Here is a 15,564-nt window from a genome sequence, read left to right on the forward strand (position 1 = left end):
CACGAGGCACCATGGTCCGGTGACCGACATCATCGACCTCGACGCCTCCGAGTCCCCGATCCCCGGCCTGTGGGTCGTGCGGATGAAGCAGATCACCGACGAGCGCGGCACCGTCCGCGAGTTCTTCCGCGAGTCCGCGCTGCGGGCCGCCGGCGTGCCGCCCCTCGGTCGGTTCCGCCAGATCAACGTGACGTCGACCCGCCACGGCGGTCTGCGCGGCATGCACGCGGAGTCGATGGACAAGCTCGTCGCGGTGGTCGCCGGGGAGGCGCTCGGCGCCTACGTCGACCTGCGGGACGACTCCCCCGCGTTCGGGCGCGTGCACACCGTGGCGCTCGTCCCGGGCGTGCAGGTGCTCGTGCCGCGGGGCGTCGGCAACGGCTTCCAGGCCGTCGCCCCGGGTGACACGCAGTACCTCTACTGCTTCGACGAGGAGTGGCGCCCCGGGATGCCGGGCCGAGCGGTCACCCCGCTCGACCCCGAGCTCGGCATCGACTGGCCGATCGCCGTCGACGTCCACGACCGGGCCCAGATCTCGGCCAAGGACCTCGAGGCGCCGACCCTGGCCGACCTGCGCGCCGGCTGACCCCGGCCGCTACTGGCCCTGGGGCGGCGCCGTCGTGGGTGGCGTGGTCGTCGGCACCGGCGTCGCCGCACCGGTGAGGGCGTCGAGCTCCTCCGACACGAGCCGGACGACCAGCTCGTCGAGGGCGAGCTCCTCGTAGTCGGTGCTCGCGATGTCGGTGCTCCCACCGGTCGCCGCCCCGCCCGCCCCGTAGGACAGGAAGACGAACCGAGCGCCCGTCGCCTGCGCGAGCTGGCGGAACACCGCCTCGGCCTGGTCGTCGCTCTCCGACGAGGCCACCGGGAAGATCTTGATGCCCCGACCGGTGGCGTCGCGAATGCTGGCGTCGTACGGCACCGGCACGTCCCGTCCGACCTGGGGCGGGGCGTCGGCGACGAGGAACACCAGCTGGACGGCCTCGGCGGGGTCCCGCCACGAGTGCGCCGACAGCGCGTCGGCCAACCCCTCGTCGAGCGCCTCCGGGTAGTCGCCGCCACCGCCGGCCTGCACCTCGGCCAGCGCAGCCCGGAAGGCCGCGAGGTCCGACGTGAGGTCGAAGGTGCTGGTGACGAAGGCGTCGCCCTCGTCGCGGTAGAGGGTCATCCCGAACCGCACGTCCGGCCGGGACTCCAGGGCGGCGATGCGCTCGGACACCGAGTCGATCGTCGTGCGGAGGCGGTCGATCTCGTCACCCATCGACCCCGTCGCGTCGAGGAGGAACACGACGTCGAGCGGGACGGGCCCCTCGGCACCACCGTCGCGGTCGACGGTGAGAGCGACGGTCGACCCTGCGGCGGAGGTCGTCGGCTCGCTGCCGTCGGTCGCCACCTCGACGGTGGCATCGGGGCCGAGCCCCAGGTTCACCGGGTGCACGCGCACCGTGCCGTCCGCGGTCGTGCGGAGGCGGCCGACCTCGCTGCCCCCGGCGCGGACCACCACCTCGGCCCCGGCGACGGGGAGGCCGTTCGCACCGGTGACCTCGACAAGGATCCGGCCCCTCGGGTCGTGCGGCCGCACCTGGATCCCCAGACCGGCGATCCGGTCGAGGTAGGCGACGAACCCGTCGAGGTCGGCGTTGTCGTCGACGCTCCCGGCCCGCAGCGGCCCGAGGTCCCCGGGCCGGGCGATGTCGTCGCCGGCGAGCGACTCGACACTGGCGGCGTCCCCGCCCCCGGCCGAGTCCTCGGCAGCAACGGCGTAGGCCCCGTCCGCCGCGCTCTCCCAGTCGGGCTCCCCGTCGACCCAGCCGCGGCCGGTCCCGTCGGTCGCCTCGTCGTCGCCCCCGTCCCCGCCGCACGCGGCGAGCACCACCGCCACGACCACCAGGAGAGCCGCCACCCGTCGCCACCACGTCGTCGTCATGCCGATGTGACGTCGCGCACCCGACCACAGGTTCCCACGGCCGGGGCGACCGCTCGGCTCGGACGACCTTGCGTCGCTCGTTAGGGCTGCCTAACGTACTCAGCTGTGCTGCTCGACCACCACTTCGACCTCCTCCGCCGGGCTGCGACCCTCGTCCACGCCACGCCCGGTTCGTCCCTCACCATCCTCGCCGACGGGGCGCCGGTCCTCCACGTCGCCGGCGACGGCGACGGCTCCGCCGACTGCCTCCCACCCGACGTGCGCACGACCTCGCCGTGCGGCTTCCGCAACGCCGTGGCTCGGGCCATCCGGGCCCACGCCCGTGGCCGGCGGCTCGCACTGCTCGGGCTCGACGCTCGCGCCATCGAGGTGCGGTTCGTCCCCGGCGTCCACGCCGAGGTCCTCCACGGCGACGTCGTGAGGGCGCGCATCTCCGACCGCGTCGTCGGGCTCGTCGCCACCACGCTCTCCCCCGAGCAGGCGGGCCGGGCCCTCGACGCGTCCGGCGTCGACTCCGCTGGGATCGGTGGTCACCTCGACGAGATGCTCGGCACGACGTTGCTGCACCTGGACCTGACCGACGTCCACCGCGCAGCGGTCGACGGGTTCGTGGCGCTGCTCGCCCGCGCCCGGGACGCCTGCGCGGTCGCCGAGCTGCTCGAGGGCCTCGAACCGGTGCCGACCCGCTGACGGGCTGCCTCTCGTCGGTCGGTCGGTCGGGCGATCAGGCGCCCGCGACGGGTGTCGTCTGCGCCAGCGCCACCCGCCAGCCGGAGCGCTCGTCGCGAGTGACGACGTAGGTCGAGCTGCCGGTCGACGCGAAGGCCTCGTCGCCGTCCCGCTCGTCGGACACGTACTTGGTCGCGTTGACGAGCGCCACGTCCGGGCGCACGAAGTGGACGTCGTGGACCTCGACCGTCGTCGTGACCTTGGCCAGCGACGAACCCAGCGCGGCGCTCATCGCCTCACGCAGCGCGTCCTTGCCGGTGACGCGCCGGCCACCGAAGTTCACGATGATCACGTCGTCGGTGTGGAGGGCGAGGAACTCCTCGACGTCGAACTGCTGCTCGTTGAGCTGGTCGACGAGCCGCCCGATCTCGTCACGCGCCTCTGCCTCGCTGTGGGCATCCATCGCTGCGTCTCCTCGTGTCGTGGTCCGCGGTCAGTACCCGAGCCGCTCGAGCGCCTTCGGGCGACGCTGCCAGTCCTTGTCGACCTTCACGAACAGCTCGATGAACGCGCCGGGCGGCAGCTGCTCGCGCACCCGCGTGCCGACCTCCTTCAGCACCGACCCCTTCTTCCCGATCACGATCCCCTTCTGGGAGTCGCGCTCGACGAGGATCTCGACTCGGATGCGGGGCCACTCCCACTCGGTGACCCGGGTGGCGATCGAGTGCGGCAGCTCCTCGCGGGTGACGGCCAGCAACTGCTCCCTCACCAGCTCGGCGACCCAGAACGCCTCGGGCACGTCGGTGACCATGTCGTCGGGGTAGTACTGCGGGCCCTCGGGCATGCGCTCGATCAGATGGGCGACCAGGGCGTCGACGCCGTCGCCGGTGGTGGCCGACACCGGGAAGTACTCGCTGAAGTCGAGCTCGGACGCCCGGGCCAGCTGATCGATCACCTGCTCCGGCGACGCCACGTCGACCTTGTTCACGACCACGACCGCGTCCGACGGGCAGCGAGCCGCCACCCACTTGTCGCCCGGGCCGAGCGGCGCGGTGGCGTCGATCACCAGGCACACCGCGTCGACGTCGCCGATCGCCCCCTCGGCCGTCTCGTTCAGCCGCTCGCCGAGGAGCGTGCGGGGCTTGTGGATGCCGGGCGTGTCGACGAACACGATCTGCACGTCCGGGCGGTTGAGCACGCCCCGGACCTCGTTGCGGGTCGTCTGCGGCTTGTCGGACACGATCGTGACCTTCTGCCCGAGGATGCGGTTGAGCAGCGTGGACTTCCCCACGTTGGGGCGCCCCACGATGGTGACGAAGCCGGACCTCACGCCCACAGCCTGCCACCGATCGCCACACACCCCGCCGCCCTTGCTCCGCCGCCTGCCCGCTTCGCGAAGGATCCGACAGCGATCCACTGCACGATCCTTCAGAGAGTTCCGTCCCACCCGGCGGCGCGCAGCATGCGCGACACGTCGAGGACGAACTGGTCGGGACGTGCGGCGAGCATGCGACCCGAGTAGACGAGCAACCGGTAGCCGGCGAGCTCGATCTGGTTGCGACGATGCAGGTCGGTGTGCATGAGGTCCTCGTTGGTGAGGTGGTCGACACCGACGACCTCGAGGAGCACCCGGTGCTCCGGCCAGCCGTGATCGGCCGTGACCGGGACCCCATCGGCGCACACGATGCGCACCTGCTTCTCCGGGCGAGGGACCATCCCCGAGTGATCGTGCCCCGTGGAGTGGTGGAAGTAGGTCTGTGAGCCTTGGCTTCGCCAGCCTGAGGTTACGCGGCTGGCAGCGCAGGGTTCGTCGTGGTCACCTCCGTGGGGTCGGGATCGATGGCGGCCATGCTCTCTTCGGAGAGGTAGCGGCGTTCGGAGATGGCCCAGTCGTCGTGTTGGTCGAGCAGGACGGCGCCGACGAGGCGGATGACCGAGGCGTCGTCGGGGAAGATCCCGACGACGTTGCTGCGGCGCTTGATCTCCTTGTTGATCCGCTCGAGCGGGTTCGTGGAGGCGATCTTGCGCCAATGCGCCCGGGGGAACGCGGTGTGGGCCAACACGTCCGCTTCGGCGCCCTCCAAGATCGCGGCGGCCTTGGGGAACTGACCCTCGAGGACCCCGACGACCTCATGCAGCTGGGCCCGGCACCCCTCGGCGGAGGGCTGGGCGAAGATCGTGCGGACCGTCGCGGCGACCATGTCTTTGGACGCGGAGGGCACGGTGCCCAAGATGTTGCGCATCAGATGCACCTTGCAGCGCTGCCAGGACGCGCCGGCGAGCACTCGTGGGATCGACGCCTTCAGCCCGGCGTGGGCGTCGGAGATGACGAGGCGCACTCCGCTGAGGCCTCGGTCCTTGAGGCCGCGGAGGAACGCGGTCCAGAACACCTCGTCTTCGCTGTCGCCGACGTCGACACCGAGGACCTCGCGGTCACCATTGGCGGTGACACCGGTGGCGACCACGACGGCCCGGGAGATGATCCGGTGGTTGATGCGGGCCTTGATGTAGGTGGCGTCGAGGTACAGGTAGGGGAACTCGACGTGGTCCAGGCGTCGGGTGCGGAACACGGCGACCTCTTCGTCGATCCCCGCGCAGATCCGCGACACCGTCGACTTCGACACCCCCGACTCACACCCCAGCGCCTGGACCAGATCGTCGACCTTCCGGGTCGAGGTGCCGGTGGTGTAGGCGGTCATGATCACACCCCACAGCGCCTTGTCGACCCGCCGGCGCGGCTCGAGCAGCGACGGGAAGAACGACCCGACCCGCACCTTGGGGATCCGCAGCTCCACATCACCCGCCGGCGTGGACAGCAGTCGGCTCCGAGAGCCGTTGCGCTGGTTGGTGCGGCTGTCGGTTCGCTCGTGGGGGCCGGCACCGATCGCGGCGGTGAGCTCGGCGTCGATCAACTCCTGCATCCCCGCCTCGAGCAGCCGGCGGAACAGCTCCTTGCTGTCACCATCGCCCAGACGCGCCAGCAGGTCAGCAACTCGGGCATCATCGTCATGGGTCATCGCGTGAGTTCCTTCCAGTGAGTGCTTTCGCAGGTCTCACCAAGGCTCACGCGATGGCCCAACCCATGGGGGGACCGTCTCGCTACCTACACCACCTCACGGGACGCCAACCCCCGAGTCGACGAGGATCTCGTAGGCGACATCCTCTGTCACGCTGTCGGTCACCCGCTCGCCGTAGTGCTCCGCCACCACCGCACGCAGGGTGGTGATGCCCCGACGCCCCGGGCGCGCGTGCGCGGTGAGCGTTCGCAGCAGCACGTCCCACGCCGTGGCGCGCTGGCGCAGCGCTGTCCAGACCGCCCGGCGCACCGCCGCGGGTGCCACCGCACCCAGGTCGAGGAGCGTTCGCGCCGCGCCGGTGACCGGGATCCCCCGCAGGCGGACCGGCGCCGCGATGGCAAGGTCACGGGATCGGTGGACGCTGACACCCGCACCTCGATGCACGCGTCCGGCCGGGATCGACACCTCGATCCGATCGGCCTCCGACGTGAAGCCCCACAGCGCGGCCGCCGTCCGATGCGATGCCAGCGCTCCGGGCCCGGCGGCGAGGACGGCGACGAGCACCCGCTGCGCGAACGACGCCGGGACGCCGTTGACGACGAAGACGCCCGTCGCCGCTCGTCGCCAGAGACCGGACGCGACCCGTCGCGACGGGAGGTCGCGGTCGCCGCCGAGCTCGAGCACCTGCGCCCTCGTCACCACGCCGTGCTGCTCCGCCGCGAGATCGCCGACCCTGCGGTCGATCTCTCCCATGATGGGCACCCCTTCGATCCGGAGTCGCAAGGGGAAGGGCAGGGACCGTACCGGCCGTTCGTCGGTCGAGCAACGGTTCGAGAAGGATCCGACGGCTCAGCGCTGTCAGATCCTTCACAGAGCCGCGAGGTGATGCGCGACAGCGAACGAGGAAGGGGCTACTCGGCGTCGGCGGGCTGGGGCACGGGGGCTCGCTCGACGCGCACCCGCCCGATGCGGCGGCCCTGCACCTTCTCGGCCCGCAACCGGTAGCCCTCGACCTCGACCGTCTCGCCCTCGACCGGCACGTGGCCGAGCAGGTCGAAGACCAGGCCACCGACCGTGTCCCAGTCCCCGAGCGGCAGCTCGGCGTGGAGCAGCTCGTTGAGCTCGTCGAGCGGGAGCCGGGCGTTCACCCGCACCGCCCCGCCCGGCAGCGGCTCGATCATCGGGTCCTCGACGTCGAACTCGTCGACGATCTCGCCGACCAGCTCCTCGATGAGGTCCTCGAGGGTGACGAGGCCCGCGGCCGCGCCGTACTCGTCGACGACGATCGCGATGTGGAACTGCTCGCTCTGCATCTCCCGCAGCAGCGACGCCACCTTCTTCGACTCGGGGACGAAGTGGGCCTCACGCAGCACCGTGCGGACGGGCTCGTCGGCCCGCTCGTCGAGGTCGGCGCGCATGAGGTCCTTGGCGTAGGCGACGCCGACGACGTCGTCGAGGTTCTCGCCGTAGGCGGGGATGCGGCTGTAGCCGTTCATCACCACGATCTCCATGACGTCGGCGATGCGGAAGTCGGCCGAGACAGTGATCATGTCGGGGCGCGGGACCATGACCTCGCGCACCACCGTGTCGCCGAACTCGATGATCGACTCGATGAGCTCCTGCTCGTCCTCGTCGATGACGTCGGCCTCGGCGGCCACGCCGGCGAAGGCGAGCAGCTCCTCCTCCGACACGGCCGGACCCTGGGCGCGGGTGCGCCCGGGGATGAGGAACCGGGCGATGACGACGAGCCCGCCGGTGATCCAACGCAGCGGGGGGAATCCGGCGAGGGCCCGCACGACCGGCGCGGCGACGACGGCCGACCGGTTGGGCGACTGGAGCGCCCACGTCTTCGGTGCGGCCTCGGCGATGACGAACACGACGACGATCTCGATGGCCAGGGCGATGAGGACGCCCTGGAGCCCCCACCGGTGGTCGACGAGGACGGCGACGATCGTGGCCGCCGCCAGGTGGCAGACGAGCACGAGCAGCAGGACGGGGTTGAGGTACTGCTCGCGGTTGTCGAGGAGCCGGCTGAGCATAGTGGCGCCCTTGGCGCCCTCCTCCTCGAGGGCACGGGCGCGGGCCCGACCGAGGTGGGTGAGGCTCGTCTCCGCCATCGCGAGCACCGAGGCCGAACCCACGAGGACGACGACGGCCACGATGCCGAGCAGCGCACCATCGGTCACGACGCCACCTCCCCGGCGGCGACGGCGGCGAGGATCTCGCGCTCGGCCGCCTGCATGGCCGCGGTCTCGTCGGGCTCGGCGTGGTCGTGGCCGAGCACGTGGAGGACCCCGTGGACGACGAGCAGCGCGAGCTCTGCGTCGAGCGACCCGTCGTGGGTGGGGTGCCCGGGGTGCGGTTCGGCGGCACCGGCCGCGTGGTCGGCGGCGTTGCGGGCCGCCACGGCGGGGCAGATGACCACGTCGCCGAGGAGGGTGGGCAGCTGGGAGGCGAGCGAGCCGGGCGTCGGAGGCTCAGCGTCGAGCGCGTCGGCGTCGAGCGGGAACGACAGGACGTCGGTCGGGCCGTCCTCGCCCATGTGGTCGGCGTTGAGCCCGGTGATCGCCTCTTCGTCGACGAACGTGAGCGACAGCTCGCCGCGGGTGACGCCGCGGGAGGCGAGCGCGTGGGCCGCGAGTCGCGCCCACCGGTCGAGGTCGAGGACGTGGTCCGACTGCTCGTCGGTGACCACCACGTCGACGTCGGAGCCCGGTGGGCGCCCGGTACTCGACGGCTCGCTACTCGGGGGCTCGCTCACAGGGGTCAGCTCCTGGTCTGGGGCGGTCGGTCGGTGCCGGCGCGCTCGTAGGCGTCGACGATGTCCTGCACGATGCGGTGGCGGACGACGTCGCGGCTGTCGAGGTTGACCCAGTCGAGGCCCTCGATGCCCGACAGCACCCGCTCGAGGCCGTGGAGGCCGGAGCGGCCGCCCTGCACGTCGACCTGGGTGGTGTCGCCGGTGATGACGGCCTTCGACCCGAACCCGATGCGGGTGAGGAACATCTTCATCTGCTCGGGCGTGGTGTTCTGCGCCTCGTCGAGGATGATGAAGCTGTGGTTCAGCGTGCGGCCGCGCATGAACGCGAGCGGCGCGACCTCGACGGTGGCCCGGTCGAGCAACTTCTGTGCGCCCTCGGCGTCGACCATGTCGTAGAGGGCGTCGTAGAGGGGCCGCAGGTAGGGGTCGACCTTGGCCATGAGGTCGCCGGGGAGGAAGCCGAGCCGCTCCCCCGCCTCGACCGCGGGTCGGGTGAGGATGATGCGCTCGACCTGCTTGTTCTGCAGCGCGTGCACGGCGGCGGCGACGGCGAGCCAGCTCTTGCCGGTGCCGGCGGGGCCGATGCCGAAGGTGATGACGTTGTCGCGGATGGCGTCGACGTAGCGCTTCTGCCCGCTCGACTTGGGGCGGATGGAGCGACCCCGGGCGGTGCGGACGACCTCGGTGGCGAAGACCTCCGACGGGCGCTCGTCGGCGTGGACCATGTCGATGGTGCGGCGCACGTTCCCGGACTCGAGGGCCTGGCCCGATTCGAGCAGGAGGACGAGCTCCTCGAACACCCGGCCGATCTCGTCGGCGCCGGGGCCGATGGCGGTGATCTCGTTGCCCCGCACGTGGATGGCCGACGCGGGGAACGCGCTCTCGACGAGGCGGAGCAGCTCGTCGTGCTCGCCGAGGAGCCCGGGCATGAGGTGGTTGCCCGGGACGCTGATCTTCACCTGGTGGTCGGGGGTGGATGCGCTCATCGTGTGGTGCGCCAGCGTATCGCCGCATCCGGCCGCGTCGAGGGTGGGTTCGGCGAGGACCGGGACACGCCTCTGGATCGCTGACGGCCCGACGGTCTAACGTCAGCGCCCGTGGCGGAGCACCTCCCGCCACGCCACGACGGCGGACCGGGCGGACAACGGCGTGGCGCGGCGGCACATCCAAGCGAGCAGAGCGAGCAGTCGACCGGCGTCGACGCTGACGCGCCCGTGGACGGCTGGGCGGCCGAGCTGCGCGCCGACGCCGCCAGCCAGCTCCGCCGGCGTGAGCACTGGCTCCGGCGCCAGGCGGCTGACGACGCCACCCTCGCCGGCGTGCTCGTCGACCACGCCGAGCAGGGCACCACGATCGCGGTGACGACGCTCGGCGGTTCGCGTCACGTGGGGCGGGTGAGCGGCGCGAGCACCGAGGTGGTGGTGCTCGAGTGCGAGCGCACGCGCGCGCTGGTCGCGATCGACGCCGTGGCCACCGTCCAGGCCGTGCCCGGTGCGAGCGGACGGCAGGGCGATCCGATCGGCCACCGGGCCGGACGGGACCACACGACGCTGGCCGACCTGCTGAGCCACCTGGTCGACGGCGATGTGGACGTCGCGCTGGGCCTCCGGGGTGGCGGCACGGTGGCCGGTCGCCTGGTGGCCGTGGGCCAGGACCTGGCGCTGGTGCGCCCGCCCGACCGGGGGCCGCTCGTCTACGCCCGGCTGTCCTCGGTCGCCGACGCGTCCTTCCCGGCATCGACGAGCTCGGGGTAGAGGTGCTCGAGCGAGCCGGGCGGGATCCGGCAGGAGTCGATGAAGGCGAGGACCTCGGCCTCCTGGAGGCGGATGACCCGACCGAACCGGTAGGCGGGCAGCGACCCTTCGTCGATGAAGCGGTACAGGGTGCGCGGAGTGATGCCGAGGCGCTCGGCGGCCTCCTTGGTCGAGAGCCAGCGGATCTGCTCGGTCATGCCGCGCAGCATACCGAACGTGACCGGTCACGACAGGGATCGCATCGGAAGGTGCTGAACATCCACGAGAAGTATGCAAAGGTGTGGAGATGATCACCGAGCAGGATCGGCGGACGCCGCTCGATGTGGAGGAGCCGGCGCCGCGACGCGCCCACGGCCGTCCCCGACGTCCCTTGCCCTCGAGCCGCGCGGTGGTCGGCGGCCTCCTCGTGGCGAGCGCGGCGCTCGGGTCGGTCGTCATCGCCACCTCGGGGAGCGGACCCGCGACCGTCCCCGTGCTCGTGGCCGACGGCACGGTCGAGCCGGGCACGGCACTCGGCCCCTCGTCGCTCCGCGTGGTGGAGATGGCGCTCCCGGCGGAGCTGCTCGACTCGACCTTCGACGACCCCGACGAGCTGCGAGGGACGGTCAGCCGCTCACGTCTCGCAGACGGCGAGCTGCTCCAGGACGGCGACGTCGTCGCCTCCACGCCCGAGCAGCGAGCGGCCGCGCCGGCGCGTGAGGTCTCGCTGCGCCTCGACGCCCATCGGGTCGTCGCGGGCCGCGTGGAGCCGGGGGACACCGTCGACGTCCTGGCGACCTACGGCAACGGGGCCGACGCCACGACCACACTCGTGCTCGGCGATGCCCACGTCATCGCGGTCGAGTCCTCCGACGACCGCATCGCCGGGTCCCGCACCGTCATCCTCACCCTGGCCCTCGACGAGCGCGCCGACACCGTCGCGCTCGCGCACGCCCTCGACGTCGCGTCGATCAACGTGGTGCGCACCACGACGGCCTCGCCGGGCGATGCGGTCGAGCCGTACACGCTCGGCGATGCCCCCGAGGCGCAGGACTCGTGAACGCCGAGCGCTACGTCGTCCTCGGCCTCGCCCGGCCACGCGCTCCCTGGTTCAGCGAGATCTCGCGCTGGGCGACCTCGGCGGCCCTGCCCATCGAGTTCGTCAAGTGCCTCACGCCGGAGGAGGTCGCGGCACGCCTCGCGAGCGGACGTCGGTGGTCGGCGCTGGTCGTCGACGCGTCCTCTCCCGGCGTCGATCGGGACCTCCTCGACGTCGCCTCCCGCGCCGGGACCGGGACGATCGTCGTCGCCGATCCGCGCTCCTCGCGCGACTGGGTCGATCTCGGGGCACGTGCGGTGCTCCCCTCCGACTTCGACCGCGACCAGCTCCTCGCCGCCCTCGCCGAGCACGCCCGCCCGGTGGCGTCCACCGGCCCGACCACGACGGACGCACCGCTCGCCCCTCTCCCACCGTGGCAGGGGCGGCTCGTGGCGGTGACCGGTACTGGCGGCACCGGTGCCTCCACGGTGGCGGCCGTCCTGGCTCAGGGACTCGCCACGTCCGCGAGCGACGCGCGGATGGTCCTGCTGGCCGACCTCTGCCTCGACGCGGACCAAGCCGTCCTCCACGACACGGTCGACGTCGTGCCCGGCCTCCCCGAGCTCGTCGACGCCCACCGCCTGGGACGCCCCGACGTCACCGAGGTCCGCCACACCTGCTTCGCCGGCAGCCCCGAACGCCCGTACGACCTCCTGCTCGGTCTCCGTCGCCACCGCGACTGGACGGCCCTGCGGCCGCGCGCCGTCCAGGCTGCGCTGCACAGCCTGCGGCATGCCTACCGCCACGTCGTCGTCGACGTCGACCCCGAGGTCGAGGGTGAGAGGGAGACCGGGTCCCACGACGTCGAGGAGCGGAACCTCCTCGCCCGCAGCGCTCTTCGGGAGGCCGATGCCGTGCTCCTCGTCCTTCGACCGGACGTCGTCGGGCTCCATCGGGGCGCACGACTCGCACGGGAGATGCTGGCGTTCGGGGTGCCGCCCGAGCGGATGGTGCCGATCGTCAACCGCATCGGCCGCTCGCCCCGCCACCGCTCCGAGATCACCGCGACGTTCGCCCACCTCGTCGGCGATGGCGCCGACGGGATGGCCAGTCCCACGTTCCTCGCCGAGCGCCGACGCCTGGACGACCTCGTGCGCAGCGGCGGCGCCTGGCCCGCACCGCTGGGGCGGCTGCTCGCCGACACGGTGTCGGCGGTGACGACGGAGGCGTCCCGATCCGGCGCGGCGACGTCCGACGTGCCGGAGCGCATCGTGCCGGGGAGCCTCGGCACCTACGCCGACCTGGAGACCGACGCCTCGTGACGACCACCCGACCTGAGGCCGCGCCCGGCGTGGGCGACAGCCCGCTCCTCGAGATCGAACGACGGGTCGCCGAGCGGGCCAAGGACCTGGCGATCGACCTCGATCGGCACGATGCCGAGGCGTCGCTGCGCCGGCTCGTCAACGAGGAGATCACCACCTGGGCGGACGACTACGAGCGCGGTCGCCGTCACCACCCCCTCGCCGACCCCGAACGCGTCGCCGAGCGGGCGCTGCGCAACATCGCCGGCCTCGGCCCCCTCGGACCGCTGCTCGCCGACGAGGACGTCTGGGAGATCATGGTCAACGCCCCCGATGCGGTCTTCGTCAAGCGCCACCGGGGGCACTCCGGCTACCACGACGAGGTCTTCCACGACGACGAGCACGTGATCCGGGTGCTCACCAAGATCCTCGACGGGTCGGCCGGCGCCCACCGCAAGCTCGACCCCACCGAGGGGCTCCAGGACGCGCAGCTCGACGACGGCGCCCGCCTCCACATCGTCCACGGGGACGTCAGCCGCGGCGGCCACGTCATGGTGAACATCCGCAAGTTCACGGGTGTCCCGTTCTCCGACCTCCGGGAGCTCGTCGAGCGCGGCACGCTCTCTGAGCAGGCGGCGACGTTCCTCGCGGCCTGCGTGCGTTCCCGCCTGTCGATCGTGTTCGCCGGCGCACCGGGAGCGGGCAAGACGACCCTGCTCTCCTGCTGCGCCGCCGAGATCGATCCGTCGCTGCGGGTCGTGATCGCCGAGGAGGTCTTCGAAGCGGACGTCCCGGTGGCGAACGTGGCGAGCATGCAGACGCGCCCCGCCCGCGCCGACCGCCCGGCGGTCGACCTCCGGCGGCTCGTCGCCGGGTTCCTGCGGATGGCGCCGGACGTCGCCATCGTCGGCGAGGTCCGCGATCGCGAGGCGCTGCCGCTCCTCCTCACGCTGTCGTCCGGCGTGAAGGGGTTCACCACGATCCACGCAGGGTCGTCGCGCCAGGCCCTGACCCGCCTGCGGTTCGTCGCCCAGCTCTCCGACACCGGGCACGACCTGACGGTCGCCAGCCTCACCGCCCTCGTCACCGAGGCGGTCGACCTGGTGGTGCACTCCGCGAGGCGACCCGGAGGTCCCGTCGTCACGTCGATCCTCGCCGTGGAGGACCTCACCGCGGCTGCCGACGCGGGCCACTTCACCACGACCGAGCTGTTCCACCGGCGGCCGGAGGACGATCGCCTGGTGTGGACCGGCCACCTCCCGGTCCGCGCGTCGCGGGCACTGGCCGACACCGGCATCTCCGTCCGCGAGCTCCTCGACGACGGGGACGGACGATGACCCTGGTCGTCGCCTCGGCCGCCGCGCTCGGCACCTTCTACCTCGTCACCGCCACGTGGTTCGGGTGGACCGGCCTCCGTCCTGCACCTCACCCCGCCCACCGAGGACGAGCACGGCGCGTGCGTCCGGACGAGTGGCTGGTGCAGGCCGGGCTGGCCGATGTGCGCACCACCCAGTTCGTCGCGGCCACGATCGCGGTGGGTCTCGCTGCGGCAGCCGTCGGGGGCGCGCTCCTCGGCGGCGTCGCGCCGGCGGTCGCCACCGGCATCCTCGCCGCAGGCACACCGTTCGCGTCCTACCGGCGGCGGCGCCAGCACCGGCTCGACCTCGCTCGCGACGCGTGGCCGCACCTGATCGAGGAGATCCGGCTCCGTGTCGGGTCCCTCGGCCGGTCGATCCCCCAAGCGCTCTTCGAGGTGGGCGAGCGGGGCCCGGTCGAGATGCGCCCCGCGTTCGAGGCGGCGCACCGCGAGTGGCTGCTGACCACGGACTTCGAGCGCACCACAGCGGTGCTCAAGGACCGCCTGGCGGACCCGACGGCCGATGTGGTGTGCGAGACGCTCCTCGTCGCGCACGCCCTCGGGGGCTCCGACGTGGGCGAGCGCCTCGCGGCGTTGGTCGAGGACCGCATCCTCGACCTCCAGGGACGCAAGGACGCCCGCGCCAAGCAGGCGGGCGCGCGGTTCGCCCGCCGCTTCGTCGTCCTCGTCCCCGTCGGGATGGCCCTGGCCGGCATGCAGGTCGGCGACGGCCGGGCGGCGTACGCGTCGGCCGCCGGCCAGGCCGTCGCCCTCGTCGCCATCGGCCTCGTCGCGGCGTGCTGGTGGTGGGCAGGCCGCGTCATGCAGCTCCCCGAGCCGGAGCGGGTGTTCTCGTGACGACCCTCCTCCTCTTCGTCGTGGCCTGGGTCGGCGGAGCGCTCGCGCTGTCCGAGATCCGGTGGTTCCGACGAGCCCGCCTGGTCGATCGCCTGTCGCCCTACTCGCCGAGCAGCGCGCGCACCTCGACCCGCAGCTCCGTCTCGGTCGAGTCCGTCGTGGACGTGGTCGGGCCGCTCGCCCGATCGGCGGGCGCAGCAGTCTCGCGCGCCGTCGGCGTCGACGACGACCTCGCGACCCGGCTGCATCGCCTGCACTCCGCCGCCGATCCCACGGCCTTCCGAGTCCGCCAGATCGGGTGGTCCGTCGCCGCTCTGGGCGCGGGTGCCGCCGCCACCGTCACGTTGGGGCCACCGCCGGCCCTCGCCGCCGTCCTGCTGCTCGGCCTCCCCGTGCTGGCCGTTCTGATCCCCGAGCAGCAGCTGGCGACGGCGCTCTCGACCCGGCGACGGCGACTCGTGCTCGAGCTGCCCGTCGTGGCCGAGCAGCTGGGCATGCTGCTCTCGGCCGGCTACTCGCTCGGCAACGCGCTCGGACGACTCGCCGAGCGCGGCCACGGACCGTCCGCCGAGGACCTGCGTCGAGCCTGCGCCCGGATCCGCTACGGGACCGGCGAGATCGAGGCGCTGCGCGAGTGGGCCGCCGCCGCGCGCGTCCCCGCGGTCGATCGGCTCGTCGCCATCCTCGCCCTGAACCGCGAGGCCGGCGACCTCGGCCGCTTCATCTCCGAGGAGGCCCGGGCGATCCGGCGCGACACGCAGCGCGACCTCGTCGAGACCATGGAGCGGCGCGCTCAGCAGGTGTGGATCCCGGTGACCGTCGCCGCCCTCGTCCCCGGGACGCTCTTCCTCGTCGTCCCCTTCCTCGACGCCATGCGCCTGTTCACCACCTCGTGAACCGTC

General features: G+C 72.6%; 18 protein-coding genes. 8 read left to right on the forward strand and 10 right to left on the reverse strand.

What is annotated here, in order from left to right; translation table 11 throughout:
- Positions 1-19 precede the first annotated feature (19 nt).
- Positions 20-586: a dTDP-4-dehydrorhamnose 3,5-epimerase family protein gene (locus tag GH723_RS11320; RefSeq protein ID WP_229022791.1), complete on the forward strand. Its 567-nt coding sequence runs from the start codon at positions 20-22 to the stop codon at positions 584-586.
- Positions 587-595: 9 nt separating this feature from the next.
- Here GH723_RS11320 and GH723_RS11325 read toward each other — a convergent pair whose 3' ends face one another.
- Positions 596-1,927: a vWA domain-containing protein gene (locus GH723_RS11325; RefSeq protein ID WP_153759744.1), complete on the reverse strand. Its 1,332-nt coding sequence runs from the start codon at positions 1,925-1,927 to the stop codon at positions 596-598.
- Positions 1,928-2,032: 105 nt separating this feature from the next.
- Between GH723_RS11325 and GH723_RS11330 the strand changes: the two genes are divergently transcribed.
- Positions 2,033-2,617: a hypothetical protein gene (locus GH723_RS11330; RefSeq protein ID WP_153759745.1), complete on the forward strand. Its 585-nt coding sequence runs from the start codon at positions 2,033-2,035 to the stop codon at positions 2,615-2,617.
- Positions 2,618-2,651: 34 nt separating this feature from the next.
- On the opposite strand, the gene GH723_RS11335 is transcribed toward GH723_RS11330, so the two are convergent.
- The 8 genes from GH723_RS11335 to GH723_RS11370 all read right to left on the reverse strand — a co-directional run bounded on the left by GH723_RS11335 (position 2,652) and on the right by GH723_RS11370 (position 9,360).
- A complete protein-coding gene (locus GH723_RS11335; RefSeq protein WP_153759746.1) occupies positions 2,652-3,059 on the reverse strand; it encodes a YybH family protein in 408 nt (135 codons plus the stop codon).
- Positions 3,060-3,089: 30 nt separating this feature from the next.
- Complete coding sequence (gene era, locus GH723_RS11340; RefSeq protein ID WP_229022792.1) at positions 3,090-3,926, reverse strand: GTPase Era; 837 nt, start codon at positions 3,924-3,926, stop codon at positions 3,090-3,092.
- Positions 3,927-4,024: 98 nt separating this feature from the next.
- Entirely contained in the window at positions 4,025-4,312 is a 288-nt protein-coding gene (locus GH723_RS11345) for a hypothetical protein (RefSeq protein WP_153759748.1), read from the reverse strand.
- Between the two features lie 68 nt (positions 4,313-4,380).
- Complete coding sequence (locus tag GH723_RS11350) at positions 4,381-5,613, reverse strand: IS256 family transposase (RefSeq protein WP_153758818.1); 1,233 nt, start codon at positions 5,611-5,613, stop codon at positions 4,381-4,383.
- 96 nt (positions 5,614-5,709) lie between these two features.
- A complete protein-coding gene (locus GH723_RS11355) occupies positions 5,710-6,366 on the reverse strand; it encodes a hypothetical protein (protein WP_153759749.1) in 657 nt (218 codons plus the stop codon).
- A gap of 158 nt (positions 6,367-6,524) precedes the next feature.
- Positions 6,525-7,799, reverse strand: coding sequence for a hemolysin family protein (locus GH723_RS11360; RefSeq protein ID WP_153759750.1), 1,275 nt, complete (start codon positions 7,797-7,799; stop codon positions 6,525-6,527).
- Positions 7,796-8,374: an rRNA maturation RNase YbeY gene (ybeY, locus tag GH723_RS11365; RefSeq protein ID WP_229022793.1), complete on the reverse strand. Its 579-nt coding sequence runs from the start codon at positions 8,372-8,374 to the stop codon at positions 7,796-7,798. Before ybeY ends, GH723_RS11360 begins: the two co-directional genes overlap by 4 nt.
- Before the next feature lie 5 nt (positions 8,375-8,379).
- Positions 8,380-9,360, reverse strand: coding sequence for a PhoH family protein (locus GH723_RS11370; protein WP_153759751.1), 981 nt, complete (start codon positions 9,358-9,360; stop codon positions 8,380-8,382).
- A gap of 111 nt (positions 9,361-9,471) precedes the next feature.
- Between GH723_RS11370 and GH723_RS11375 the strand changes: the two genes are divergently transcribed.
- Positions 9,472-10,128 carry a hypothetical protein gene (locus tag GH723_RS11375; protein WP_153759752.1) on the forward strand — a complete coding sequence of 219 codons (657 nt, stop codon included), beginning with the start codon at positions 9,472-9,474 and terminating at the stop codon, positions 10,126-10,128.
- Here the strand turns inward: GH723_RS11375 and GH723_RS11380 are convergent.
- Complete coding sequence (locus tag GH723_RS11380; RefSeq protein WP_195210262.1) at positions 10,068-10,325, reverse strand: helix-turn-helix domain-containing protein; 258 nt, start codon at positions 10,323-10,325, stop codon at positions 10,068-10,070. The genes GH723_RS11375 and GH723_RS11380 overlap by 61 nt on opposite strands.
- 89 nt (positions 10,326-10,414) lie before the next feature.
- On the opposite strand from GH723_RS11380, the gene GH723_RS11385 reads away from it, so the two are divergent.
- From GH723_RS11385 to GH723_RS11405, 5 genes are read left to right on the forward strand one after another with little or no spacing between them, the layout of a single operon-like run.
- Positions 10,415-11,167, forward strand: coding sequence for an RcpC/CpaB family pilus assembly protein (locus tag GH723_RS11385; RefSeq protein WP_153759754.1), 753 nt, complete (start codon positions 10,415-10,417; stop codon positions 11,165-11,167).
- Entirely contained in the window at positions 11,164-12,468 is a 1,305-nt protein-coding gene (locus tag GH723_RS11390; RefSeq protein ID WP_153759755.1) for a P-loop NTPase family protein, read from the forward strand. The genes GH723_RS11385 and GH723_RS11390 overlap by 4 nt, the downstream gene beginning before the upstream one ends.
- Positions 12,465-13,784 carry a CpaF family protein gene (locus GH723_RS11395; RefSeq protein WP_153759756.1) on the forward strand — a complete coding sequence of 440 codons (1,320 nt, stop codon included), beginning with the start codon at positions 12,465-12,467 and terminating at the stop codon, positions 13,782-13,784. Before GH723_RS11390 ends, GH723_RS11395 begins: the two co-directional genes overlap by 4 nt.
- The gene (locus GH723_RS11400) at positions 13,781-14,662 is read left to right on the forward strand and encodes a type II secretion system F family protein (protein ID WP_153759757.1); all 882 of its coding nucleotides are present in this window, start codon (positions 13,781-13,783) and stop codon (positions 14,660-14,662) included. The genes GH723_RS11395 and GH723_RS11400 overlap by 4 nt, the downstream gene beginning before the upstream one ends.
- Positions 14,659-15,558, forward strand: a complete 900-nt coding sequence (locus GH723_RS11405) for a type II secretion system F family protein (RefSeq protein WP_153759758.1) — start codon at positions 14,659-14,661, stop codon at positions 15,556-15,558. The genes GH723_RS11400 and GH723_RS11405 overlap by 4 nt, the downstream gene beginning before the upstream one ends.
- Positions 15,559-15,564: the final 6 nt, after the last annotated feature.

The organism is Actinomarinicola tropica (assembly GCF_009650215.1).
In the GTDB taxonomy this organism is placed as follows: Bacteria; Actinomycetota; Acidimicrobiia; order Acidimicrobiales; family SKKL01; genus Actinomarinicola; species Actinomarinicola tropica.